At 34.6% G+C, this 23,390-nt stretch carries 23 protein-coding genes and 1 pseudogene; 16 read left to right on the plus strand and 8 right to left on the minus strand.

What is annotated here, in order from left to right; translation table 11 throughout:
* The first annotated feature begins 32 nt into the window (after positions 1–32).
* The 7 genes from EAG08_RS17245 (at position 33) to EAG08_RS17270 (ending at position 4,530) form a co-directional block, all read left to right on the plus strand.
* A complete protein-coding gene (locus EAG08_RS17245; RefSeq protein WP_228446620.1) occupies positions 33–635 on the plus strand; it encodes a universal stress protein in 603 nt (200 codons plus the stop codon).
* 98 nt (positions 636–733) lie between these two features.
* Positions 734–856: a hypothetical protein gene (locus EAG08_RS22325; RefSeq protein WP_262696752.1), complete on the plus strand. Its 123-nt coding sequence runs from the start codon at positions 734–736 to the stop codon at positions 854–856.
* A 141-nt stretch (positions 857–997) separates the two neighbouring features.
* Entirely contained in the window at positions 998–2,182 is a 1,185-nt protein-coding gene (locus tag EAG08_RS17250; RefSeq protein ID WP_129536510.1) for a PAS domain-containing sensor histidine kinase, read from the plus strand.
* Between the two features lie 36 nt (positions 2,183–2,218).
* Positions 2,219–3,271 carry a response regulator gene (locus EAG08_RS17255; protein WP_129536511.1) on the plus strand — a complete coding sequence of 351 codons (1,053 nt, stop codon included), beginning with the start codon at positions 2,219–2,221 and terminating at the stop codon, positions 3,269–3,271.
* A 75-nt stretch (positions 3,272–3,346) separates the two neighbouring features.
* Positions 3,347–3,706, plus strand: a complete 360-nt coding sequence (locus EAG08_RS17260) for a hypothetical protein (RefSeq protein WP_129536512.1) — start codon at positions 3,347–3,349, stop codon at positions 3,704–3,706.
* Positions 3,707–3,794: 88 nt separating this feature from the next.
* Entirely contained in the window at positions 3,795–4,214 is a 420-nt protein-coding gene (locus EAG08_RS17265) for an Hsp20/alpha crystallin family protein (protein WP_129536513.1), read from the plus strand.
* Positions 4,215–4,347: 133 nt separating this feature from the next.
* Entirely contained in the window at positions 4,348–4,530 is a 183-nt protein-coding gene (locus EAG08_RS17270) for an MBL fold metallo-hydrolase (RefSeq protein WP_262696753.1), read from the plus strand.
* On the opposite strand, the gene EAG08_RS17275 is transcribed toward EAG08_RS17270, so the two are convergent.
* The 3 genes from EAG08_RS17275 to EAG08_RS17285 all read right to left on the minus strand — a co-directional run bounded on the left by EAG08_RS17275 (position 4,510) and on the right by EAG08_RS17285 (position 6,703).
* The gene (locus tag EAG08_RS17275) at positions 4,510–5,175 is read right to left on the minus strand and encodes a HEAT repeat domain-containing protein (protein ID WP_228446622.1); all 666 of its coding nucleotides are present in this window, start codon (positions 5,173–5,175) and stop codon (positions 4,510–4,512) included. The two genes, EAG08_RS17270 and EAG08_RS17275, sit on opposite strands and share 21 nt — an antisense overlap.
* Before the next feature lie 26 nt (positions 5,176–5,201).
* Positions 5,202–5,741 carry a YoaK family protein gene (locus tag EAG08_RS17280; RefSeq protein WP_317126333.1) on the minus strand — a complete coding sequence of 180 codons (540 nt, stop codon included), beginning with the start codon at positions 5,739–5,741 and terminating at the stop codon, positions 5,202–5,204.
* Positions 5,742–6,022: 281 nt separating this feature from the next.
* Positions 6,023–6,703: a Crp/Fnr family transcriptional regulator gene (locus EAG08_RS17285; RefSeq protein ID WP_129536514.1), complete on the minus strand. Its 681-nt coding sequence runs from the start codon at positions 6,701–6,703 to the stop codon at positions 6,023–6,025.
* A gap of 129 nt (positions 6,704–6,832) precedes the next feature.
* On the opposite strand from EAG08_RS17285, the pseudogene pckA reads away from it, so the two are divergent.
* The 6 genes and pseudogenes from pckA to EAG08_RS22335 all read left to right on the plus strand — a co-directional run bounded on the left by pckA (position 6,833) and on the right by EAG08_RS22335 (position 10,930).
* Positions 6,833–8,429 (plus strand): annotated as a pseudogene (gene pckA / locus EAG08_RS17290) (phosphoenolpyruvate carboxykinase (ATP)).
* A gap of 39 nt (positions 8,430–8,468) precedes the next feature.
* Positions 8,469–8,849, plus strand: a complete 381-nt coding sequence (gene gcvH, locus EAG08_RS17295; RefSeq protein ID WP_129536515.1) for a glycine cleavage system protein GcvH — start codon at positions 8,469–8,471, stop codon at positions 8,847–8,849.
* Between the two features lie 6 nt (positions 8,850–8,855).
* A complete protein-coding gene (gene gcvT, locus EAG08_RS17300) occupies positions 8,856–9,953 on the plus strand; it encodes a glycine cleavage system aminomethyltransferase GcvT (RefSeq protein ID WP_129536516.1) in 1,098 nt (365 codons plus the stop codon).
* 13 nt (positions 9,954–9,966) lie between these two features.
* A complete protein-coding gene (locus EAG08_RS17305) occupies positions 9,967–10,338 on the plus strand; it encodes a glycine cleavage system protein H (protein WP_129536517.1) in 372 nt (123 codons plus the stop codon).
* Positions 10,335–10,610 carry a protein-L-isoaspartate O-methyltransferase gene (locus EAG08_RS22330; protein ID WP_228446623.1) on the plus strand — a complete coding sequence of 92 codons (276 nt, stop codon included), beginning with the start codon at positions 10,335–10,337 and terminating at the stop codon, positions 10,608–10,610. The genes EAG08_RS17305 and EAG08_RS22330 overlap by 4 nt, the downstream gene beginning before the upstream one ends.
* A gap of 2 nt (positions 10,611–10,612) precedes the next feature.
* Positions 10,613–10,930 carry a hypothetical protein gene (locus EAG08_RS22335; RefSeq protein ID WP_228446624.1) on the plus strand — a complete coding sequence of 106 codons (318 nt, stop codon included), beginning with the start codon at positions 10,613–10,615 and terminating at the stop codon, positions 10,928–10,930.
* Between the two features lie 859 nt (positions 10,931–11,789).
* On the opposite strand, the gene EAG08_RS17315 is transcribed toward EAG08_RS22335, so the two are convergent.
* From EAG08_RS17315 to EAG08_RS17325, 4 genes are all read right to left on the minus strand, one after another.
* Positions 11,790–13,592, minus strand: coding sequence for a metallophosphoesterase family protein (locus EAG08_RS17315; protein WP_228446625.1), 1,803 nt, complete (start codon positions 13,590–13,592; stop codon positions 11,790–11,792).
* 32 nt (positions 13,593–13,624) lie between these two features.
* Entirely contained in the window at positions 13,625–14,932 is a 1,308-nt protein-coding gene (locus EAG08_RS17320; RefSeq protein WP_228446626.1) for an alkaline phosphatase, read from the minus strand.
* A gap of 80 nt (positions 14,933–15,012) precedes the next feature.
* Positions 15,013–15,405 carry a hypothetical protein gene (locus tag EAG08_RS22340; protein WP_228446627.1) on the minus strand — a complete coding sequence of 131 codons (393 nt, stop codon included), beginning with the start codon at positions 15,403–15,405 and terminating at the stop codon, positions 15,013–15,015.
* A gap of 21 nt (positions 15,406–15,426) precedes the next feature.
* Positions 15,427–16,554 (minus strand): alkaline phosphatase, encoded by a 1,128-nt coding sequence (locus tag EAG08_RS17325; RefSeq protein ID WP_129536518.1) that lies wholly within the window; start codon positions 16,552–16,554, stop codon positions 15,427–15,429.
* A gap of 278 nt (positions 16,555–16,832) precedes the next feature.
* Here EAG08_RS17325 and EAG08_RS17330 point away from each other — a divergent pair, with 278 nt between their 5' ends.
* Positions 16,833–19,595, plus strand: a complete 2,763-nt coding sequence (locus EAG08_RS17330; RefSeq protein ID WP_129536519.1) for a SusC/RagA family TonB-linked outer membrane protein — start codon at positions 16,833–16,835, stop codon at positions 19,593–19,595.
* A gap of 22 nt (positions 19,596–19,617) precedes the next feature.
* Positions 19,618–21,354, plus strand: a complete 1,737-nt coding sequence (locus EAG08_RS17335) for a RagB/SusD family nutrient uptake outer membrane protein (RefSeq protein WP_129536520.1) — start codon at positions 19,618–19,620, stop codon at positions 21,352–21,354.
* 221 nt (positions 21,355–21,575) lie between these two features.
* On the opposite strand, the gene EAG08_RS17340 is transcribed toward EAG08_RS17335, so the two are convergent.
* Positions 21,576–22,196: an RNA polymerase sigma factor gene (locus tag EAG08_RS17340; protein ID WP_129536521.1), complete on the minus strand. Its 621-nt coding sequence runs from the start codon at positions 22,194–22,196 to the stop codon at positions 21,576–21,578.
* Positions 22,197–22,434: 238 nt separating this feature from the next.
* On the opposite strand from EAG08_RS17340, the gene EAG08_RS17345 reads away from it, so the two are divergent.
* Positions 22,435–23,379 (plus strand): FecR family protein, encoded by a 945-nt coding sequence (locus tag EAG08_RS17345; protein WP_129536522.1) that lies wholly within the window; start codon positions 22,435–22,437, stop codon positions 23,377–23,379.
* The last annotated feature ends 11 nt before the right edge of the window (positions 23,380–23,390 follow it).

Below are 23,390 nucleotides of genomic sequence, written 5' to 3' on the forward strand. Positions count from 1 at the left end.
AACCATTTAATCAAAAATAAATAATTAAAAATATGAGAACAATTGTAGTACCCACAGATTTTTCAAAGCCGGCAAGAAATGCAGCGGTTTATGCACTTCATCTAGCTCATGCCCTGAAATCAGATATGCATCTTTGCCATTCTTTTGAGATTCCTATTGAAAGCCCCATGCTTGGGCAGACTGCCTGGGCTGTATATGAATATCCTGCCTTGCAGAAGGATAACGACGAAGAACTTAAAAAGCTGGCGAAAACCTTAGAAGATAAGGAGAAAATACTATGGGGAGATGTCATCCAATTAGTCAATGATACTGCTGCCAAAAATAAAACCCTTCTTATTGTGATGGGGATGCAGGGAGCCGGAATGCTTACCCGATTCCTTTTTGGAAGCAACAGTCTGAAAATGATGGAGAATACAAAGCATCCTCTCCTTTTAATCCCTCCAAAACACAAGTTTAAAGGGTTGAAAAAAATTGCGTTTGCAACAGATCTTGATAAGAAGGATATAAAGACAGCCCAATCTTTAATTGAATTTGCTGAATACTTTGGCGCCGAGCTTTTGATTACGCACATTATTCAGAGCAGCAATGAGGTTATTGAAAATACAGAGTATGAGCACAGAAAAGAATTTTTTTAAAGAAATTTGACGGCAAAATATGTTATAACTGTATTTATAGCGAAGACATTGATTACGGTTTAGATATATTGAAAAATAAAGATATCGATATGTTAATTATGGGACATCAGCATAGAGGTTTTTTCGATAAATTAGTAGTCGTCAGCCACGCAGTTGAGCAGGCAAACCATCTGGAAATACCTCTATTAATTATTCCGGAAGGGCAGACTGTATCTTTTTAGCAGCAAATGAAAATATTTTTAACGTACAAGATTTAAGTCCATTTTTTTACTAACAAGCTACTGTTTAATGAAAAAATCTTCATTGATCATGTTTACTGGATATAAAGTCTTAAATTTATAAGATTCAGATACTTGTAAATTATGGAAAGCGCAAAGCTGTTATATGCCATTATAAACACTGCTATTGACGGTATTATCACCATTGACAACAGGGGACGAATAGAAAGTATGAATCCTTCAGCACGTAAAATTTTTGGCTATACGGAAGAGGAACTTAAAGGTAAAAATATTTCGGTACTAATGCCGGAACCTGATAAAAGCAGACACGACGGTTATTTATCTCATTATCATAATACCGGAGAGAAAAAAATTATCGGTAAGGGTAGGGAGGTTAGAGGTTTAAGAAAAGACGGCAGCCAATTTCCCTTTAGGCTTGCGGTAAGTGAAGTCCAATACGAAGACAGAGTAATTTATGCAGGTTTTATCCATGATCTTTCTAAAGAAAAGGAAGCTGAAGAAAATTTAAAAAAGTACACTTTTGAGCTAGAGGAACTGGTGGAAAACAGAACCAAAACCCTGAAGCAGATGCTCTGTGAGTTAGAAGAGGCGAAGGAAGAAGCCAACAATTCTCTTGAAAAAGAAAAGGAGCTCAGCCGTATGAAAAGCCGATTTGTATCGATGGCCTCTCACGAATTCAGAACTCCCCTAAGTTCTATGCAGCTTTCAGTGGTATTAATAGAAAAGTATCTTCAAATTTCCGATGATGAGCAGATCTTAAAACATCTTCATAAAGTTAAACATTCGATAACCGGATTAAATTCTATCCTGAATGATTTTCTCTCGTTGGAAAAATTGGATTCGGGAATTGTAGAGGCTCAATATGAGTCATTTGATATCCTTCAGTTTTGTGAAGAAATTGCTGAAGAAATGCAACTCATCAGCAAAGAAGACCAGATTATCATTTACCAGCATTCAGGATCTGAAAAGATCGTCTGCTTAGATCAGAATTTACTAAGAAACTGTTTGATTAATTTAATAAGCAATGCGATTAAATATTCAGGTGAGCACACGCTTATTGAGTTTTTTTCTGAAGTAAATGAAGAACAATATGTGTTCTCCATAAAAGATAATGGCCTGGGGATACCGGAGGAAGATCAGCCTTTCCTTTTTCAGCCTTTTTTCAGAGCTCACAATACCGGAAATATCCCGGGAACGGGTTTAGGTCTTAATATTGTGCTCAGATATGTCAATCTGATGAATGGAAGTATTAAATATGAAAGTAGATCGGGAGAAGGAACTCTGTTCACACTTTCATTTCAGAAATAAAAAAGTAATCCACATTAAAACTATTCTTTTTACGCAATGGAAAAAAAACGAATTCTAATCATTGAAGATAATGACGATATCCGTGAAAGTACTTCAGAGATTCTTCAATTGGCCAACTACGAGGTCTTTCAGGCTGTGAACGGAAAAAAAGGAATTGAACTGGCTATTAAACATATACCAGATGTTATTCTATGTGACATTATGATGCCTGAGCTTGACGGATATGGTGTATTGCATCTTTTAGGCAAGAGAGAGGATACCGAATTGATTCCTTTTATTTTTATAACGGCAAAAACTGAACGCATGGAGATCAGAAAGGGAATAGAAATGGGTGCAGATGATTATCTTACAAAACCTTTTGATGATATTGAGCTTTTGGGAGCGATAGAAAGCAGGCTGAAAAAAAAGGAACGCCAAAAGAAAATTTACAGTGCTAATCTCAATAAGATGACGAATTTACTTGAGGGTTCTCAAGGTCTTGATGAACTGAAAAAAACTTTTGATGAAAGCAAAGTAAAATCATTTAAAAAGAAACAAGTCATTTACTACGAAGGCGATGCCGCCCATACTGCCTATCTTGTAATTTCGGGCTCGGTAAAAACCACCAAGATGAATGAAGGCGGAAAAGAGCTCATGACCGGGATTTATCACCCAGAAGATTATTTTGGAATTACATCGCTGTTTTCAGGTAACGAATACAAGGAAACTGCAGAGGTTTTGGAAGATACAGAATTGTGTTTTCTACCGAAAGATTTAGTCAATGCACTCTTGTATAAATATCCTGATATTGCGAAGAAATTTATCAGTATTTTAGCGCAAAATGTCAATGATCACGAAGAACAATTGCTGCAGCTGGCTTACTGTTCAGTTAGAAAGAGGATGGCGGAAGTTTTACTAAGGTTGCATGCAAGCTATTCTTCTAATGACTGTTTTGAAATTTCAAGAGAAAATCTTGCTTCAATGGCTGGCATGGCCAGTGAGACTGTTAGCAGAATCCTTACAGATTTTAAATCTGAAAAACTCATCGATAAAACTGCAGGAAAAATCACCCTTCTCAACATCACGAATCTTCAAAGACTTAAAAATTAAAATCACTTATTTAAATGCGCATCAGCATTTTTTCTCTCTATTCTATACAATACATTTGCCTATTGAATAGAAATCATGAAGGTCATCGTTTACAATATTAGTCAGGAAGACAAAGAAAATCTGGCGCACATCAACCGCAAAAAACATAAGATTACTGCGATCAAAGATCCTTTGACTGAGCTTAATGCTGATTTCGCGCATCATAAAGACGCTGTAATTATCATTAACAGAGATTATTGCGTGTCTGCTATTCTGATCCAAAAACTTCAGTTGATTGGTATCAAGTTGATCATATCTTGGTCTCTGCAAGATCTTATTGTCGACGGTTCGATGAGTAACGATTCAGACTTTGAATATATTACCATTAAAACAACAGATTCTAAAGCAGCAGCTGCACGCACTATTGAGGTGCTCGACCAGTGGGGAAAAAAGTGATCACTATCATTTCGAAATGCGATAGCAGTCATTTCTTAAAATTTATTTCGTAACTATCTTTGAGCAAGTAATTTAAAAATATTTTATTATGAAAGCTATAGAAATGACTACACAGAAATCATTAAATGATATTGTAGAAGACTTTTGGAGTAAAGACGGATTCTTGCCTGATTTTTCTAAAATAGATCCTACTATTAATATTGCTGATAAAAATGGAGTCTACAAGATCAATGTTTCGGCTCCCGGATATAAGAAAAAAGATTTCCATATAGCGGTGGAAGACGGAGCGCTAATTATCAGTGCTGAAACCAAAACCGAGAAAGAAAAAAACAAAGAAAATTATGTGAGAAAGGAATTTTCTGCTTCTTCATTCAGTCGCCGTTTTCGTTTACCGGACAGTGTTAATATAGGACACATAAAAGCTAAGTATAATGACGGTTTGTTAAAAATAACCATCAATAAGGCTAAACTGGACCACAAAGAAGTTAAGCAGATTAAAATTAATTAGAGGTTAGCACAATTAATCTTTGAAAATCTTATCATGAATACTATTATTCTAAAATCTCTCGGGGGCAGAAACAATTACAGGATCCAAACATCTATTAAAGACCTCGGAACTTAATATTTTAATTGATTGCGGGTTGTTTCAGGGCATCAAATCTTTGCGTGAACAAAATTGGCAACCGTTAAACTTAGATATAGCTGAAACTGATATTGTAATTCTTACCCATACCCATCTTGATCATTGTGGCTATATTCCTCTTCTTGTTAAGAATGGTTTCAAAGTTTCATTATTAGAAATTTTAGAAAGTATGATTAAATGATTCATAAATGAATGATAAACTAATAAAAATAATCATTCTATCAATGACGATTTTTAACATAACTATAGGCAAATGCAATATTGATATCATCAAGATTCCATTTAGATATTTCATTTTCAATAAGGTCAGGGTGCTTTTTTTTATATCCCTCAATGAGTTCCCCACCGACTTCCGAAGGTATTCGCTTGTGCTTGCTTTATGAATGGAAATAAGCTTTATTGCTTCCTCAGGGTATTCTCTGAAATAAGAGCGGTTTGTCCAAATTCTCAATCCTTCTGTAACCGCTCTGCAAACATTGGGGTTTTCATCGGTTAACCATTCTTTGATCTGAGGTAGAGAATTTTCATATCCGCTATCCTTGCAAAATTGGTCAAATGCCTTTGCTATTATCTCTTGAACCTGCCAGCTACTATCTAATTTAGCATGTTCTTTTAGAGTATGAAGAGCAGATTTGTCCTCAGAAGATATGAAGCCTAAAATAAAGACTGCACATGACCGGATTTGATAAAAATTACTTTTTAACAGATTTAAAGCAATATTTTTAGAAGCTATCATTGAATGTGAATCTATTATTTTTACTGCTTCCTCTTCGAAAGGTTTAAATCCATGATTAATCTTTGCAAGTTTTGTAATAAGTTCGTCCATATTTGAATATTTTTAAAGTAACATCATTATCTCAGTTTTCTTTTTATATGATAATATTTAGCTAATAATCTATCATACCACAAGGCGAATAATAGTAAACAGGCTGGGATAAGAAGTGTTTTTAATTGAAAATGCTGATAGGTGAGTGCCCCAATAATTCCTCCCGAAAAGAAACAAATGATGATCATTATTTTTAAAAATATACTTTTATTTACTTGTGCTCTCTTTTCTTTTTGCTTTTGAAAAAACAGCAGCGATAGCTCAATTCCCAAATCTGTAAAAAGTCCTGTTAGATGAGTTGTTCTTACTACAGACTGTGAAACACGGGTAACGAGAGCATTTTGCAATCCCATGGCAAAAAGTAATACGGAAGAAATCACCAATGGAGCAGAGGAATTATCCGGAAATAATTCAGGTGAGAAACCGATGAGAAGCATTAGAACAATTTCAATAGATAAAGGAATGATATATGAGTTATGGGGGTTGTACTTTGCAGTCCATTCAATTAGCAGTCCTGAAATAAAAGCACCTAATAAAAAAATAAAATGTATAGCAAATAAATAAATGCCATTTTATAATTTCTTAAAAATAGTTGTTCGGAAAAAAAAGCAAAGTGTCCCGTTACATTTGTTGTAAGGTTGTTAACGGACAGAACTCCTGTAATATTCACTAATCCTGCAACACCAGATAATATAGAAGCCAGTTTCAAATTATGGGAATATGTTCTTCCTTTCCCTTTGTGTCTAAACATGAGCAATTCTTTTAAGTGAAATTTTTAAAAAGGTAAATTTTTGAATACAGATTTTTACAGACAGTTCCTTGAAATGTGTAAAGACAATTATTACCTTTAGATATTCGCAATACGGGTAAGGCGTTCCAAATCTATTAATAGAATTTTTCTTCCTTCCATAACGATAAGATGATCTTCCCGGAAATCATGAAGAATACGGGCTAACGTTTCATTGGCAGTTCCTACCATATTGGCAAGATCTGTTCTGGATAATGTAATATAAGTTTTATCCTCTGCTATATTAGATTTATATTTTCTATGCAGAATTAATAAACTTAATGCTACACGTTCCCTGACCGTTCGTTGTGACAGAACGGTCATTAGATTAGCCATCACACTAAATTCATGGCTAAGACTTTTGAGAAGTAATTTTGAGAAAAAGTCTGACTGATCAAGAATCCTCAAAAAATTTTCTTTTGAAATAAAAGCAATAACAGAGTTTTCTATCGCTAGTGTAGTATCTCCATATGTATCATTACTTAATATGGCTGAATATCCAAAAAATTCTCCGGCATTATAGATATAGATGATCTGCTCTCTTCCATCATTATCCACCTTATACTTTTTAACCTTACCATTTTTTAAAAAAAATATACCGTTAGGAATGGTTCCCTCAGTAAATATGGCTTCATTTTTACGGTAATTTTTAACCTGCATTACCTTTTGAAGGGTCTCTTTATCATATTGGGGAAGATCCTCAAAAAGATATTGATTATTAAAAATAAACTTTGAAATCATGGTCTACTAAATTAAGCAATTTTGCGATGATATAAATTTGACTTAAATCAAGTTTATGAACGATGTGCATCATTTCTTCTTCCTTTTAAAGCTCCTACTTTTGTGAACATAACAAATCTGCATTGATTTATGGAATATCTAGAATCTCTAAGAAATATTGGAATTGTACCCAGTAAAGAAGTTTATTGGAATTTATCCGTACCGCAACTAATATCCCAGACTCTAAAAAATGGTCAGGGGATCATCACAGAGTCAGGAGCGTTGGCTTGTGATACCGGTGAATTCACGGGACGTTCTCCGAAGGATAAGTACATCGTGAAGGATGATGAGACCAAAGATTCTATTTGGTGGGGAGAGGTCAATCACCCTTTTACGCCAGAGGATTTTGATAGATTGTATGACAGTGTTTTAACCCACCTTTCAGGTAGAGATATTTATGTTAGGGATGCTTGCGCTTGTGCAAAGCCTGAATACAAACTGAACATAAAAGTCATCACTGAGACTCCATGGGCAAATTTGTTTGTGAACAATCTTTTTTGAGACCTACAGAAAAGGAATTGGAAACCTTTCAACATGAATGGCTGATTCTTAATGCTCCCGAGTTTAAAGCAATGCCTGAAATTCATAAAACCCGTCAGCATAATTTTACGATTATCAATTTCACTAAGAAAATAATTCTCATTGGGGGTAGTGGATATACCGGAGAAATTAAAAAAGGGATTTTTACGGTATTGAATTATATCCTCCCATTTGAACAAAATATACTCTCCATGCACTGCTCTGCTAACATAGGAGCTAATGGGGATACTTCTGTATTTTTTGGTCTTTCCGGAACAGGCAAGACTACGCTCTCTGCAGATCCTTTAAGAAAGCTAATCGGTGATGATGAACATGGCTGGGATCATGAAAGTGTTTTTAATTTTGAAGGGGGGTGCTACGCTAAATGCGTCAACTTAAGCGAGGAAAAAGAACCACAAATATTTTCAGCAATCCGTTCCGGAACTTTGCTTGAAAATGTACGTTTTTTGAAGGAACGGATAGGGTGGACTATGATAATATTTTGGTGACAGAAAATACGAGAGCAGCTTATCCAATCGATTTTATTGATAATGCAGTGCATCCTTCCATAGGTAAAACACCCAATAATATTTTCTTTTTAACCTGTGATGCTTTTGGAGTTCTTCCTCCGATATCAAAATTATCGGTAGGACAGGCCATGTACCATTTTATTTCAGGTTATACTGCAAAAGTGGCGGGAACTGAAGCTGGGATTACAGAACCTCAGACAACATTTTCAGCATGTTTTGGAAAGCCTTTTTTACCGCTTCATCCCACTCAATATGCAGATCTATTAGGAAAAAAATTAAAAGAAAATAATATAAAGGTGTGGTTAATTAATACCGGTTGGTCGGGAGGGATGTATGGTAAAGGAGAACGTATTAAGTTAACTTTTACCAGATCAATGATTTCGGCAGTACTTGAAAATAAATTTGAAAATGTGGATTTTGTGCGTGATGCTGTATTTGGACTTCAAATGCCGGTAGAATGCGAAGGTGTCCCATCTGAAATTTTAAATCCTAAAAATACATGGGATGACAAGTCGGCATATGGCGAAAAAGCACTGCATCTTGCTGAGCAGTTTGTACAAAACTTTAAGTCCTTTGAGTCTTTTGCGGATGAAGAAATACTGAATGGAGGTCCCATTATTCAAAATAAAATTAAATAAATTGAATAAGCATATAAACTTAATAAAAGAACTGCAATAATGAAGATCCCTGAAAACCTCTTGTATACTGAAGATCATGAGTGGGTTAGATTAGAAAAGGACATGGCGTATATTGGAATTACCGATTTTGCCCAATGTGAATTAGGAGATATAGTATATGTTGAAATAGAAACCCTTGGGGAAATCTTAAAACAACATGGGATATTTGGAACAATTGAAGCTGTAAAGACAGTGTCTGACCTTTTCCTACCCATTGCGGGAAAAATATTGGAGATTAATCCCAAATTAGAATCCAATCCTGAACTCGTAAATTCTGATCCTTATGGAGAGGGGTGGATGATAAAAATTAAAATGGCAAATCTTTTTGATACAGAATGGCTGCTGAGACCTGATGTATATAAATGTCTAATAGGATTATAATACAATATGGAGTCTGTAAAAACAAAGAAAACAGCATTTAATGCAATCCATCACATCCTTGGTGGGAAAATGGTAGAATATGCCGGTTTTGAAATGCCCGTCCAGTACAAAGGAGTAACGTGCGAGCATGAAACGGTAAGAAGCAGTGTTGGAGTTTTTGATGTGTCACATATGGGAGAGATCTCGATACAAGGAAAAGGTTCTTTTGAATTAATGCAGAAACTCACGACCAATGATGTGTCAAAACTTTATCCTGGTAAAGTACAATACAGCTGTATGCCCAATGATACAGGCGGAATTATTGACGATTTGCTGGTTTATAAAATAAGTGAAAACGACTACCTTCTTGTGGTTAATGCTTCAAACATACAAAAAGATCTGGATTGGATTAAAAGACATAATTCTTTTGGAGCAGAAGTAACCAATATTTCAGATTCAATTTCTTTATTGGCTGTTCAGGGGCCAAAATCTTTAAAAGTATTACAGAAGCTGACAGATATTAATTTAAAAGAATTAGAATCTTATAGTTTCACCATTGATGAATTAGCCCGTATTCCGAATGCTTTGATCTCAGCAACAGGATATACAGGAGAAACTGGGTTTGAAATCTATGTAGAGAACAAATATGCAGCTCATCTATGGGAAGCGATATTTGAGGCAGGAAAAGATGAAGGTATTGAACCGATTGGATTAGCCGCCAGAGATACATTGCGATTGGAAATGGGTTATTGCCTCTATGGAAATGATATTAATGATTACACTTCGCCTTTGGAAGCAGGTCTTGGCTGGATAACAAAATTTACCAAAGATTTTATTTACAACGGATTTTTAAAAATTCAAAAAGAAAAGGGTGTTACTAAAAAGCTGGTAGGTTTTGAAATTGAAGGCAAAGGCATTCCCCGCCATGGATATGAAATTTGGGATCATAATCATCAAATTATTGGAACGGTTACCTCGGGAACACTTTCTCCTACACTCAAAAAAGGAATAGGGATGGGATACGTCTGTTTTGGAAGTGCTAAACACGGAAGTGAAATTTTTATTAATATAAGAAATAAACCGGTCAAAGGTATCATTGTGAAAACTCCATTTATTAAAGATTAGATCAAATAACTGTATGCTTGTTCCCAAAAACCATTATTATACAGAAAATCATCTGTGGTTAAGAAAAATAGGACTATACGATTTCTGTGTAGGGATTACCGACTTTGCTCAAAAGGAGATAGGAGAAATCCATCTGGTTGAATATATCAGGCAAGAATCTATCATAGGTAAAGAGAACCATTTTGGAGCTATACATGGAATCAATAAGACTTTTTCGCTTGTTGCTCCATGTGACTTTCAAATTGTAGAGATGAATGAAAATGTAGCTGTAAAACCTTCCCATATTAACACAGACCCATATAATTCTTGGTTTTTTATTCTTTCAACTCATATTTCAACAAATGAATTTTTAACATACGAAGAATATTTAAAATTAATAAAATGATTTTTCAACAAATTAGGAAGAATATTGATGTAAAAGATGCCATTTTTAATGAAATATATCCTCCAAACATAAAGGTCGTTGCAGAAAAACACTGGACTCCTGTTGCTGTAGCCAAAATGGCTGCAAAATATTTGGTAGAAAAACCAGGTACGAAAGTGCTTGATATTGGTGCGGGTGCAGGTAAGTTTTGTCTGGTCGGTGCTGCTTCTACAGAAGGTTTTTTTTATGGAGTAGAGCAGAGGTCTTCCCTCACTAAAATATCAAAAAAATAGCAGTGAGGCATAATATTGAGAATGTAGAATTCATCCATTCCAATATTGATAAAATTAGCTTTTCTGATTATGAAGCCTTTTACTTTTTTAATTCTTTTTTTGAAAATATAGATACTTCAAATCCGATTGATGATACCATACTTCCTGACAGTGATTTATACCATGCTTATTCAGATTATGTAAAACAGCAACTCAATAAAACTCCTGTGGGGACCCGCTTAGTTACTTATTGGAGTAAATGGGACGAAATTCCCACAAACTTTGAATTTGTAGACTCTGCCTGCAATGGGTTTTTAAGTTTCTGGAAAAAGGTATCCTAGCTGAATTTTTTTAAACTGTTAGAATTAATTCTTACAATATCCGCGCTTTCAAAAACACCTGTGAAAATGATCGGAGTTTATTCGAAGAGAATACCTCGAGGCTTGCCTCGGAGTCAAAAGAGTACAAGTTTGAAAAATGGATGGTTTTTCAAAAAATAGAAAGATGTAGTTTCGATTTATGGATGATCATATTTTAAAACAACATAATAAAATTTTACTTCTGTACCATATTGTTTTTCCTGTGAATACAGAAATTCGATTATTAATGAAGAAGTTGGAATAGGCTTGAAAAGAATATGTATTGAAATTTCTCACCGTTTTTGATAACTTGTATTATATAGTTCGAACTTGGTTAAGCACATAGACCAGAAGCCGGATTTTATTAATTACATAAATTAATTTTTTTTGATTATCAGTATTTTACTTATTGAGTATAAATATTATAAAAATAAAAAGCACCAATTAGAAATAATTAGTGCTTTTCGGTTGTACCCATAACCGAAGAAATATCGAAATATTTGATAGAATATTTGAAAAGAATTTTAGAAATAGGGAATCCTATTTTGTGACCAAGACGAGCGTATCTTCAAACACTTTTATAGATGATTTGATTCGTTTGAGCCAACTAAAACAAGAATTACAAAGATTTTAATAATTTTCGTTACTATAGATATTATAATCTTTAGCAAATTAATTTTTAAAATTCAAAATACGTAGAAATTGTCATCTTATTTTGCACCTAAGGAATATCGAAACACTTACTTAAGGATTACATTTAATTTTATGCAAAAAAATAGAAATATTGAAAGTCAGAAGCATTATTAAAACCATCAAAATTATTAAGCTTAAGAAGCAATTATTATAAATTTAAAATTTCCCTTTTCTTAAAATCAATTTTGAAATGGTCTGCGGGATCTCCCGAAGACAGTTTATTTAAAATTTTGAAGAATGTTTTCAGCTGATTTAGAAATTCATCTTCTGTGTTCACTTTTTCGAAATTTTCGTGTAAAATTTTGAATTGTGAAAGGCGTTTTTCAGGAATGTCTTTTTTTGCTAATTCGTCTGCAGACTGCAATTGATAAAGATTTAATAAAGCATCTTCAAAATTCCATGTTTTAAAATTCCCTACATTTATTTTATTTGAATTTGCGATGCCAATACTTAAATATAGTAAATCTTCTCCTGAAAGTTTGGAGGCCTTTTTAATAAAATCTTTAGGCCAATCTGAAGGAACAAATCTCAGTCGCACCAGTTCTTTTAAATGAAATAATGTGAAATCATGATAATTCTTTGTTTTTAAAATGTCAAGGTTCCAAATATCTTTTATATTCTGACTTTTTAAAACATCAAACTCTTTCAGATACAAAGGAAATAGCTCATCAAAACGTGGAACATCAGTAATAGAAACCGTTTCCACTTCAAAATCAGCGGGAGAATTCACCGTTAAAATTTTATATCCCGGAAGATAAGCTGCCAACGAAGGAACCTGAATGTTGACCAGCATTTTTCCGTTTTCAAACTTTTTGATTCCGGTGTCGTTGATGTGCATGTGACCTGCGAAATGAAGTTTCAGTCCTGCATCGGCAAAAACCTGAGCAACCTGATCATCTGGTACTCTGTCAAGCTGCCATTTATTTTCACCTAATAAATTTTTAATATCTTCAGAAACTCCGTCATTGTAATCAAGCATCGGATAATGCGTAAATGCAATAAGAACTTTGTGGTTTTTTTCTGCTTCTTTTGAAATGTTTTTCACCCAATCAATCAAATGTTTTTTATTGGTAAGTACATTGTTGTATCCAACAGAAGCACCATGAAAATTATCGGGATTTGTTGGATTTCCATTAATGTTTTTTGGCAAATAGGTATTTCCGTCAATTGCTAAAAGCCAAATTCCTTTTACAGGTTCTACCACATAACTCAAATCAGGAACAGAAAATCCGTGACTAACTTCATACATTCTGTTAGAATATTCTGAACTTTTTAAAGCATTTTTAAAACTATAATCTTTGTAAGAATTATGATTAAATGGAGTTTCCCAAAACAGATCTTTTTCAGCAGGGAAGAACCCAAATTCTTTGAGCTCGTTCATAATTTCAAGATAGCCAGACATCGCAATATCTTTGGTAATGAAGGTTTCCTGACCATTATTTTGAACTAAATTTTTATTACTGAAAATATTAACAGGGCTTCCATTTTCGCCTAAAAAATCATCTTTACCACCATCCTTCAAAAACGGACTTACCGGATCGTGATTTCCTGTGGTAATAAAAAACCTCATTCCATACTTTTTCTCATACTCATTTAAAATCTGTTTTAATCCTCTTAAATTGTAGGCTTGTCCGTCATCAGTATAATCACCGGGAAGTGCGACGATTTTAATTCCCCGTTTTGCTACATCATCCAAAGCTGCCAGAAAAGCAAAATAATTTTCATTAAAAATTCTTGTCGAATGGAGCTGAGAATCCATTGTTCTCAATAAGGTTTTCTTTTTGGTTTTTAGATTTTCTACTCCTCTGAATGTATTATCTGAAAAATTACCATAAAGATCCTGAAAATGAACATCTGCCAAAAATGCTATTTGAATCGCCTTATGTTGTGCAAATACGTTTAGCGAAAGCAGTAAAGCAATCAAAAGATAAATAGATAAATTTTTTATCAAAATTGTATATTTTAGAAAAAATAATTGTAATACTAATTTGCTTTCAAAGTTTTTAATATTTTATGGAAAATCTCATTATTCTCGTATACTCCCGTAAAAATTTCTGAGCCTGAACCGTATGAAAACACAGGAATTAATGTAGCTGAATGGTCGTCTGTCGTAAAATCACCTTCAACAATGCTCGTTTTCAGATCACCATGAGGAATACTAAAACCACCTGTCTCGTGATCTGCAGTAATAATCACCAAAGTCCCTGGGTTTTGATCTGCAAACTGTACTGCTTTTGTAATTGCCCTGTCAAAATCAATACCTTCAGTAACGATGGTTCCTACATTATTGCTGTGACCGCCGCTGTCAATCTGCGCCGCCTCAATCATGATGAAGAATGGTTTTTTCTTGCTTTTTAAAAATTGCAGCCCACTTTCTACAGTTTCAGCCAAAAGATTGCCTCGACCTTTCAAAACTTGTGGAACACCGTTATCTGAAAGATAGTAAGCTAAACGATCTGCTTTACTTTCTGCAACCTGCTTCGTGCTTTCGGCTAATTTAAAATCATGCAGACCCGAAACTTTAGATTTACCACCCGCTGCAAAAAAGTTGAGTTTTGATTTTGGCAAATCTTGAGCAATTTCCTTTTCCATACCACGGTCTTTTTGATGAGCATAAAATGCAGAAGGCGTTGCTCCTACAATTTCGTCAGTCGTAATAATTCCGGTGCTGAAACCTTTTTCTGAAAGAATTTCGGTAAGGTTTGCCGTTTTTTTTCCTTCAGAATCTACTCCTATAAATCTGTTCTTTGTTTTTTTTCCTGTTGCAAAAGCAGTTGCTCCTGCTGCAGAATCTGTGGTGAAATTGTCAGTGGAAGAAGTTTTAATTAATCCAATGTTTTTAAGCTGCGTTAAAGTAAGCTCACCTTTATTTGCTAAAACGGATGAAGAAATTTCTGAAAGACCATTTCCGTCACCGATCAACAAAATAACATTTTTCACAGGAACATTTTTCTTCAAATAGGAAAATTTTGGCTGATAAACTTCTGAAAATAGATTATTCTTAAAAGTTCTTTTCTCCAAAGAATTTACATATTCCACACATTCTTTCGGATGATCTGTATTAATAAAATCAACGCCGTTGTGTGTGAAAAATTCCCATGAAGTTTTCCCATCGGGAATTGCCCAGAATCTGAATGGTTTCCCAAACGATTTCGCTTTTTTGATGACTTCGGTTATTTTCGGCAAATCTTCTTCCGTTAAGCCTCCTTTACCATTCCATTTAGAGTACTGCGGAAAGCTTAAACTTACCAAGGCAACTTTCTTCCATTGATCTGCTGTTAAATTATCCAATTTTTGATAATCAAAAACAATGAATTCAGGATAAGAAGCATATTCTTCCGGTTTTGGCTGATTTCCTGAAATTACAAAACTTACTTTTTTTGAGCAGTCAATGCAGGATATTTCTCAATCGATTTTACAATCTGTTGCAAGGTTGTTTTTGCATCTGTCTTTATATCAATCAAAATCTGTAGAGATTCCTGCGTAATCATGTTCATTCCTAAAGCTTTATCAATAGAATTCAAATATAAACTTTCAAAAGTTCGTTCCTTGGTTATATTTTTTTTGTCGTGGGCTACAAAAAGCTCGTTGTTTTCAAGAAAAACATCAACTTCAATTGAATTTGCACCAGAACCTAAAGCATACCAAAACGGAACTTTTTGTTCGTAATCATTATGAGAATGTACTTTTGTTGTTTGACCAAAAACAGTCGCAACAAAAAGCAAAACGATAAAACCTGTGATTTTTTTTAAATGTAAGCACATAAGATTGTAGTAAAATTCAAATTATTTAATAGAAATTCCGTTTTTTTTCAACGCTTCAACAAGCTTGTGATAGATTGTGTTGTTTGGGTAAACACCAGAGAAAAGCTCTTGATTTTTTCCCATTGCAAAAACAGGAACCAAAGCCGCTGTATGTTGATTATCGATGAAATTCACCTGTACTTTATTTCCGATTTCTTTTTCCTTCCCTGTCACCGGATCTTTTTCCGAATATTTTCCGATGCTTGCGCCACCAGTTTCGTGGTCTGCTGTAACAACTAATAATGTATTTGGATTTTTTTTGATGAATTCCATCACCACACCAATTGTTTTGTCGAAGTCTAAAACTTCTTTCACCATCATTTCGCCATCTTTTGCATGACCGCCCCAATCTATAAAAGAACCTTCCACCATAAGAAAGAATGGTTTATTATTCTTTGATAAATAATCTAAAGCCGTCTGTGTAGCTTCAGGAAGGAAATCGCCTCTTCCCTGAACTTTATTGGGAAGCTCGTCCTGCGCTAGGAGGTAGAAGTTGTTTTTATTTTGAATAGGTTTTGAAAGTTTCAAAGTGTCTATATTGTAATTAAGTTTTTTAAATTCATTCAAAAGATTTTTTCCATCTTTTCTTTTATTGAAAAATTTTAATCCGCCGCCTGCTAAGAAATTTACGTTTGCTTTTACCAAATCTAGCGCAATATCTTCGTGAAGATCTCTGTCTTTAACATGAGCATAGTAAGAAGCAGGGGTTGCATGAGTAATGCTTGTAAGACTTATTAATCCTGTCTGATAATTTTTTTTCTGAAGTTGTTCTAATATAGTGGGTAATGCAATTGAATCTTTATTAACACCAATTGCACGTTTGTAAGTTTTTTCGCCGGTTGATAAAGCCGTTGCTCCGGCAGCAGAATCGGTAACCCAATCGCTGGTGGAAGAAGTTTCAGAAAGACCGACAACTTTAAACTTCTGAAAGTTGGGTTCTGAATTTCCAAAATAGAATGCTGAAGTGACTTGAGAAACACCCATCCCATCGCCAATCATAAAAATAATATTAAGGGGTTTTTGGGTTTGAGCTTTAATTAATGCTGTGAAAAGAAGCAAAGATAATAATATTACTTTGTTGGATTTAGTAATTATGTAAATAAATTTCATAATGATTGAATTTTTGATAATTTTAATTAATGCGAAATCAGTGTGCAAAATTACTTACAAATCATGCTTTCAAAAGCATCATGAAAAGCTTTGAAATCAATGTTAACAAGTATTTTATTGATTAAAAGTTTCTTATGGAATATGGTGGTGAAAAAGTTTATGTAAATTTAATTTTCGGCAACAAAATTCACATTGTATTAACTTTTTAATATTCATTTGTTAAAGCTTAATTAACATATTCTGACGTTCGACGATCCTAATTTTGCACAAAAAAAAGAATGAAACGTATTTATCTTGTGCCGACTGTTTTGATGAGTTGTGTCAGTTTAACATTTGCGCAAAAAAAAGAATCCGATACTATCAAGGATGAGAGCAAATTGAAAGATATTGAAGAAGTAGTAATGGTGGGATACGGAAGTCAGAAAAGATCTGATGTTACTGGAGCAATAGGATCTGTGAAAAGTGAAGATTTTAATAAAGGTCTTGTAGCCAATGTAGGGCAACTTCTTCAAGGAAAGGTTGCCGGAGTAAATGTTGCCAACGTAAGTGGTGAACCGGGAGCCAACCAAAATATTATCATTCGTGGAGTAGGAAGTCTTCGTTCAGGAACGACGCCTTTATACGTGATTGACGGTTTTGTAATCGATAACAGTAATACTGGAGTTGCCTCAAACCCGATGAACTTCATCAATCCTGAAGATATTGCTTCAATGGATGTTCTAAAAGATGCTTCTGCATCTGCAATCTACGGAGCGAGAGGAGCAAATGGTGTTATTGTCATCACAACCAAAAAAGGGAAAAAAGGAAGAACAGAAATGAATCTTTCTTCATCGCTTACCGTTTCTAATCTTGCCAATAAAATGAATGTTTTCAGCGCAGATGAATTCAGAAAGCAGGTAAATGGAATGGGAGCGAAGATTGATGATATGGGTGGAAGTACAGACTGGCAGGATGAGTTGACTCGTACAGCGATTTCTAAAAATATAAATTTCTCAGCAGCAGGAGCTACGGAAAATTCTAATTATTATGCAGCTTTAGGTTACGAAGATCAGGAAGGAATTCTTTATAACAGTGCTTTAAGAAGATATTCGGGACGTGTGAATGTTTCTCAGAAAGCCTTTAACGGAAGAATGAATATTGATTTCAACATCAACGGAACAAAAACTGAAAACAGCAGACCAACTACAAGCAGTATTGTTTCTACGATGTTGACTCTGAATCCCACTTATCCTGCTTTTACAAACGGTTCTCCTACAACAGTTTTTAATAACGGATCTTTCAATCCTCTGATCCGTCAAGATATTTACAGTGATCTGACTGATAATAACAGAATATTGGCAAATGTTTCTCCGTCAATTGAGATTATTAAGGGCTTAACGTATAAATTAAATTTAGGAGTTGATTACTCAAAAGCAGACAGAGCTGTACAAAATATTCCTCATGCAATTCCGCAGGAAGACGGGAGTTTAAGCTTAGAATATTTCTCCAACAACAATACTTTGGTTGAAAACTATTTAACCTATAAATTTAAAGTCAAAAATCACGATTTTAATGTGATGGCGGGTCATTCATTCCAAAGACTTTATATGGAAGTAAGAGGATGGAATTACAGAGGTTTCCCAAACAACGGGATCGAACCAAAATATCAGATCACAGCTTATAAAGAATTATTATCTTCATCTTCAGCGGCAAGCAGAAACGAGCTTCAGTCTTGGTTTGGAAGATTAAACTATGGCTTTCAGGATAAATATTTGTTGACGGCAACTTTAAGAGCAGACGGATCTTCTAAATTCGGTGAAAACAACAGATACGGAGTTTTCCCTTCAGTTGCCGTAGGTTGGAATATCAGTAAAGAAAATTTCCTTTCGAATGTTGAAATGGTCAATAACTTAAAGCTAAGAGGAAGTTGGGGTAAAACGGGAAATCAGGAAATTCCCAATAAAATTACAAAAAGAAGCTATAAATCTGCCTCCGATGGTGGCGGACAAGCAACTTACCCGATGGATGACTCAGGAACTTATCCTGTAGGAATTTATCTTGTAAGAGCCGAAAACCCAAACATTCAGTGGGAAGTTACTACACAGACCAATATTGGTGTTGATTTCGGTTTGTTTAATAATCGTTTGACAGGTACGGTTGATTACTTTAAAAAGGTTTCAGATAAAGTTTTGCTTGAAATGACTCCTACAGACCCGATCAGCGCACAACCAACAATTTGGCAGAATATCCCGAATGTAAGCATTCATAATCAGGGTTGGGAATTTGCTTTAAATTACAACAGTGATCTGAATAAAGCCTTTACTTACAGTATCGGTGGTAATGCATCTGTCATAAAAAATAAAGTAAAGGATTCCCCTTACAAAGTAATTTCTACCGGAGAAGCTCAAGGTCCCGGAACAACCAATGCGGTGATTAACGGATATTTGAACGGACAACCCATCGGAACATTCTATGTGAAAGAATTTTTAGGTCTTAATCAAAACGGAACCAATGTTTTCAGGGATGTAGACGGTGACGGAACAATCACTGATAACGATAGAGTTGCTGCAGGAAGTGCACTTCCGGATTTTACATATAATATTTACTTAAAAGCGGCTTACAAAAACTTTGATTTAGGATTAAATTTCAATGGTGTTGCAGGAAATATGATCTATAATAATACTGCCTCAACATTATTTACAAGAGGTCGCCTTGGTCTTTCTCAAAACACAACGGATGCAGCTACCCAGTTTCCGAATGAAAGTACGAACAATACCAACGTAATTTCTACAAGATATCTTGAGAAAGGAGATTACTTCCGTTTGAATAACGCAACTTTAGGTTATAATCTGAATCCTAAATTCTTAGGAATCGGCGATCACATCAGAAACATCAGATTCTCCGTAACTGCTCAAAATTTATTCATCATTACAAAATATTCAGGATTTGATCCTGAAATCAACACGGGTATTTCTCAAGGTGGAGTGCAGTCATTCGGAATTGATTACGCTACTTATCCGAAAGCGAGAAGTTTTGTATTTGGAGTAAATGTCGCATTTTAATTAATATTTAAAAAAAGAAAAAATGAAAAATAAGTTTTTAATAAGAATTTTAAGTCTGAGTGCTTTAGTGAATATAGGATGCAGTGATCTTTCAGAACAAATTATTGACGAATCTCTTGATGCACAGACTGATAACGTTGCAATATCGGTAATGGCGGCTGCTTATGGTCCTCTTCCGGATGCGTTTACACATACCAAAAACTATGGCTTGCAGTTGGTGAGTTCAGATCAGGCAATTTTGCCACCGAGAGGAAGCGGAAACGATTGGTATGATGGCGGAAAATATATAGAACTTCATCAACATACACCAACAACTACCAATGTTGTCGTGAAAGATACTTGGAGCGCTTTTACATTAATGATTTCAAGAACGGTGACGGCTATTGAAAGATTACAGCCAATGGCGGCAACTGATCCTGAAGCGGCAAAAGCTTTGGCAGAAATGAGAGGTTTAAGAGCTTATTATAATATGTTGATGCTTGATTATTGGGGAATTGTATTTAAAAAAGATGCATCCGCTCAAAATTCTATTATTTTGAGAAGAGCAGAAGCGGTAACTTATGTTGAAAGTGAGTTTTTGGCGGTTGTGAATCAAGTAGACAATACAAAAGGACCGGGAAGAATTTCTCAGGCATCAATTAACGGATTTTTAGCTCAATTATATCTAAATGCTGGCGTGTACAGAAATCCTTACGGAACGGCTAGTTTCTCTGCAACTGATATGGATAAAGTAATTGAATATACCAATAAAGTAATTAATTCGGGGTTATTCATTTTGTCGCCAGAATATTTCTCTATTTTCGACGATAATAATCATTCAAACAAAGAATTGATTTTCGCAATCGATCAACGCTCAAATCTAACAACTTCACACAACAGATTAGCATACTGGTCGCTTTCAGGAAGTCAATATCCATTAGCAGCTTTCCCAAAAGCAAACGGAACAGACGGTCCTGCTTTAACTAAATATTTCTATAACACTTGGGTACAAGCTTACGGAAGTACAGATCCTGCGCAAGCTGATGCGAGATTTTACAAAGAGAACCTAGTGATTCCACAGAATTTACAGAATCTTACCGGAATAACCCCGGCTAATGATTCTGATCATTATTTTCTGGTAAACGGTGCAACGTACCAAATTAACAGAGGTATTCAGCGTGGTATTCAGTGGGGTTTAAGAAATCCGGCTAATGGACAGCCTTTCAAGATGGAAAACGGCCAGTATAAAATTTATCCGATGATTGAGCAGAGAAATGGTTTTACAACTTATGTAAACCACACTATTGATATTGATCTTGAAAATCCTAATAATAAAGATTACTCAGACGGTTACAGAGTAGCAAAATATCAATTCAGCAGCACTTCAGATACAGGAAGAAACAAAGGTCAGGCTGATATTGTTTTGCTAAGGTTGGCTGATATTTATTTGATGAGAGCCGAGGCTCAATTGAGAAAAGGAAATAACGGTGCGGCTTTAGCTGATGTGAATTTTGTAAGAGCTTCAAGAACGGCTCGTCCGCTCGTTACGCCACCCGCTTTAACTTCAATTAATCTTGATTTGCTTTACCGTGAAAGAGGTTTTGAACTGTATTGGGAATATAGCAGAAGAACAGATATGATCAGATTTGGTCACTTTGAAGATACGTATGCTTCAAAAACCAATGCTGATGTCAGAAAAAGACTGTTTCCAATTCCTCAATCTGCGATCGATGGAGCGTCAAGTGCGCCAGGATATCTGGTTCAGAACGAAGGATATTAATTTTACTTATTTTTTTTACTTTCCAAAAAAACTGTCAGCAGAAATTCTGCTGACAGTTTTGATTTTATAGAACAATTTAATCATTTTATGTAGTACAGAAATATTACTGAATTTTGATCTAAATCAGAATTAAAGTCCAAGGTAAAGATTACAAGCTAAAAGCCTTAGAAAAGGGTAATTCTTACAACCAATATCCGATGTAATTTGTAAACTTTAAAATTCTATTGTTTTGCCAGAATTTCCATCAGTAGGAGTAAAGTGATCAGTTTCTTAGAAGATTGGTAATCGGGATTTAGTTTTTCGCGTATTTCGCCTAGAGTTTTACTTAGTTTGTTGCTTACCGTTTTGTTACTTATACCCAAAGCTTCTGCGGTTTCGTCAACAGACATATTTTTACGTATTCTCATATCAAAAACTTTTTGTTCGGTCATCGGAAGCTGTGAAACTACGGTGTCAATCATTTCAAATAGAGCAGAAATATCATTTTCTTCAAGAATTTCAAAATATTCTGTATCTGTGATTTCTATTAACATGTCAGATTCATCAATGCTTATAATTGATGAATCTTTTTTTGAACTATTATAAAAGTCAATTATTCTGTAATGCAGATGACGCAACAGGTAGCCTTTTGCATTTTCAGACTCATCAGATTGTATTGTATCTGTATCTTCAAGAATTTTAATCCAGAGGTTTTGTAAAATCTCTTCTGCGATTTCTCTATTCTTCGTTCTTCCCAAAACAAAAGCATAAAGACTATCCCAATATCTTTCATACAAAAGCATAAAAGCAGTTCTGTCTCCAGTTTTTATTTTATTCAATAAAGCTTGATCTGTCAGGTTCATAATTGCACTTGCAAAATTACCTAATGTAAAATTAACTTTTTGTGAACTTTCGTAAATCCAGTATTAATTATTTCGAAGAAATAGCTTTCAAATATGAATGGAATGTTGATAATGTATCATAAACGGATAAGATTGTGAACAAGTTGGCTGTAATGTTAATTAGATGTTACACTGGCTCTGGGGAAGTTTTTCAATTTCACAGTCTTATCAGTAGTAGGCATTTAGAATTAAATATTTTATGAAGAGTTTAAATTATAAGAAAGTTGAAGCATTTGTTTTCAGACTTTGGTACCGAGAAGTTTCCGGAGAAAAAATCTCACAGAAGGAAACTGAAATTTTGGAAAAATGGAAATTTCAGGTTGGGAAAGATTTGGATGTCAATCAGATCAACGAATCAAAGCAAAAAATTTTATTGTCATTAGAGCCTTATTTTATTCAATCAAAACATATTAATCAGAAAAACACCTCTGGAAAATATTGGTATCAGGCTGCAGCAATTATGCTGTTCTTAATATCATTGGGCGGAATTTTCACCTATCATACTTACTTTAAGCCAGATGTATATGTTGCAGATCTGGGAAACCGAAAAATTCATCTGGCTGACGGTTCCACGGTAACCTTATTTCACGGTGCTGAACTTACGGTAGAAAAATCTTTTCCTGCAGATACCAGAATTGTTGCTTTAAAAGGAGATGCAATATTTTCTGTGGCAAAATCTAAAATACATCCATTTATTGTAAATGCCGATGGTTTCAAAACTAAAGTTTTAGGAACGGTTTTTAAAATCTCGCAGTCAGGAAATGATAAAGCGGTTGATCTTTATGAGGGTAAAGTAGCTGTTTCTTATGCAGGTGTTCCGATATCTTATCTGAAGCCCAATCAGGTGTGGACTAATTTCGGGATAACCCGTACAGCAGCAGTATATACGAAGAATCCTGATTCACCATCGGGCAGAAAGAGTTCAAAAATAGAATCTTTAAGTTTTAATGAGGTACCGTTTGGTGAAATTATAGAAGTCTTGAAAAAGCATTACAGTATCAATATTTTTTATCCTGCAGGAATAGGAACTAAAAAGATTTCAGCAGAACTTAAAGGAAATATAGATGAAAATATTGAAGTTTTGGCTTTTGCCGTAGGAATGGAAGTTCAGAAAGATAATAATACATATACCCTGAAAAAGTAGCAGACAATTCT

It is taken from the genome of Chryseobacterium sp. 3008163, assembly GCF_003669035.1.
In the GTDB taxonomy this organism is placed as follows: Bacteria; Bacteroidota; Bacteroidia; order Flavobacteriales; family Weeksellaceae; genus Chryseobacterium.

Coding starts and splice junctions, on each gene's coding strand:
- gcvT (WP_129536516.1), top strand. CDS start 8,856: ATGGAGTCTGTAAAAACAAAGAAAACAGCATTTAATGCAATCCATCAC.
- EAG08_RS17245 (WP_228446620.1), top strand. CDS start 33: ATGAGAACAATTGTAGTACCCACAGATTTTTCAAAGCCGGCAAGAAAT.
- EAG08_RS17325 (WP_129536518.1), bottom strand. CDS start 16,554: ATGAAATTTATTTACATAATTACTAAATCCAACAAAGTAATATTATTA.
- EAG08_RS22325 (WP_262696752.1), top strand. CDS start 734: ATGGGACATCAGCATAGAGGTTTTTTCGATAAATTAGTAGTCGTCAGC.
- EAG08_RS22330 (WP_228446623.1), top strand. CDS start 10,335: ATGATTTTTCAACAAATTAGGAAGAATATTGATGTAAAAGATGCCATT.
- EAG08_RS17275 (WP_228446622.1), bottom strand. CDS start 5,175: ATGGACGAACTTATTACAAAACTTGCAAAGATTAATCATGGATTTAAA.
- EAG08_RS22340 (WP_228446627.1), bottom strand. CDS start 15,405: ATGTGCTTACATTTAAAAAAAATCACAGGTTTTATCGTTTTGCTTTTT.
- EAG08_RS17285 (WP_129536514.1), bottom strand. CDS start 6,703: ATGATTTCAAAGTTTATTTTTAATAATCAATATCTTTTTGAGGATCTT.
- EAG08_RS17335 (WP_129536520.1), top strand. CDS start 19,618: ATGAAAAATAAGTTTTTAATAAGAATTTTAAGTCTGAGTGCTTTAGTG.
- EAG08_RS17340 (WP_129536521.1), bottom strand. CDS start 22,196: ATGAACCTGACAGATCAAGCTTTATTGAATAAAATAAAAACTGGAGAC.
- EAG08_RS17260 (WP_129536512.1), top strand. CDS start 3,347: ATGAAGGTCATCGTTTACAATATTAGTCAGGAAGACAAAGAAAATCTG.
- EAG08_RS17305 (WP_129536517.1), top strand. CDS start 9,967: ATGCTTGTTCCCAAAAACCATTATTATACAGAAAATCATCTGTGGTTA.
- EAG08_RS17250 (WP_129536510.1), top strand. CDS start 998: ATGGAAAGCGCAAAGCTGTTATATGCCATTATAAACACTGCTATTGAC.
- EAG08_RS17265 (WP_129536513.1), top strand. CDS start 3,795: ATGAAAGCTATAGAAATGACTACACAGAAATCATTAAATGATATTGTA.
- gcvH (WP_129536515.1), top strand. CDS start 8,469: ATGAAGATCCCTGAAAACCTCTTGTATACTGAAGATCATGAGTGGGTT.
- EAG08_RS17330 (WP_129536519.1), top strand. CDS start 16,833: ATGAAACGTATTTATCTTGTGCCGACTGTTTTGATGAGTTGTGTCAGT.
- EAG08_RS17255 (WP_129536511.1), top strand. CDS start 2,219: ATGGAAAAAAAACGAATTCTAATCATTGAAGATAATGACGATATCCGT.
- EAG08_RS17345 (WP_129536522.1), top strand. CDS start 22,435: ATGAAGAGTTTAAATTATAAGAAAGTTGAAGCATTTGTTTTCAGACTT.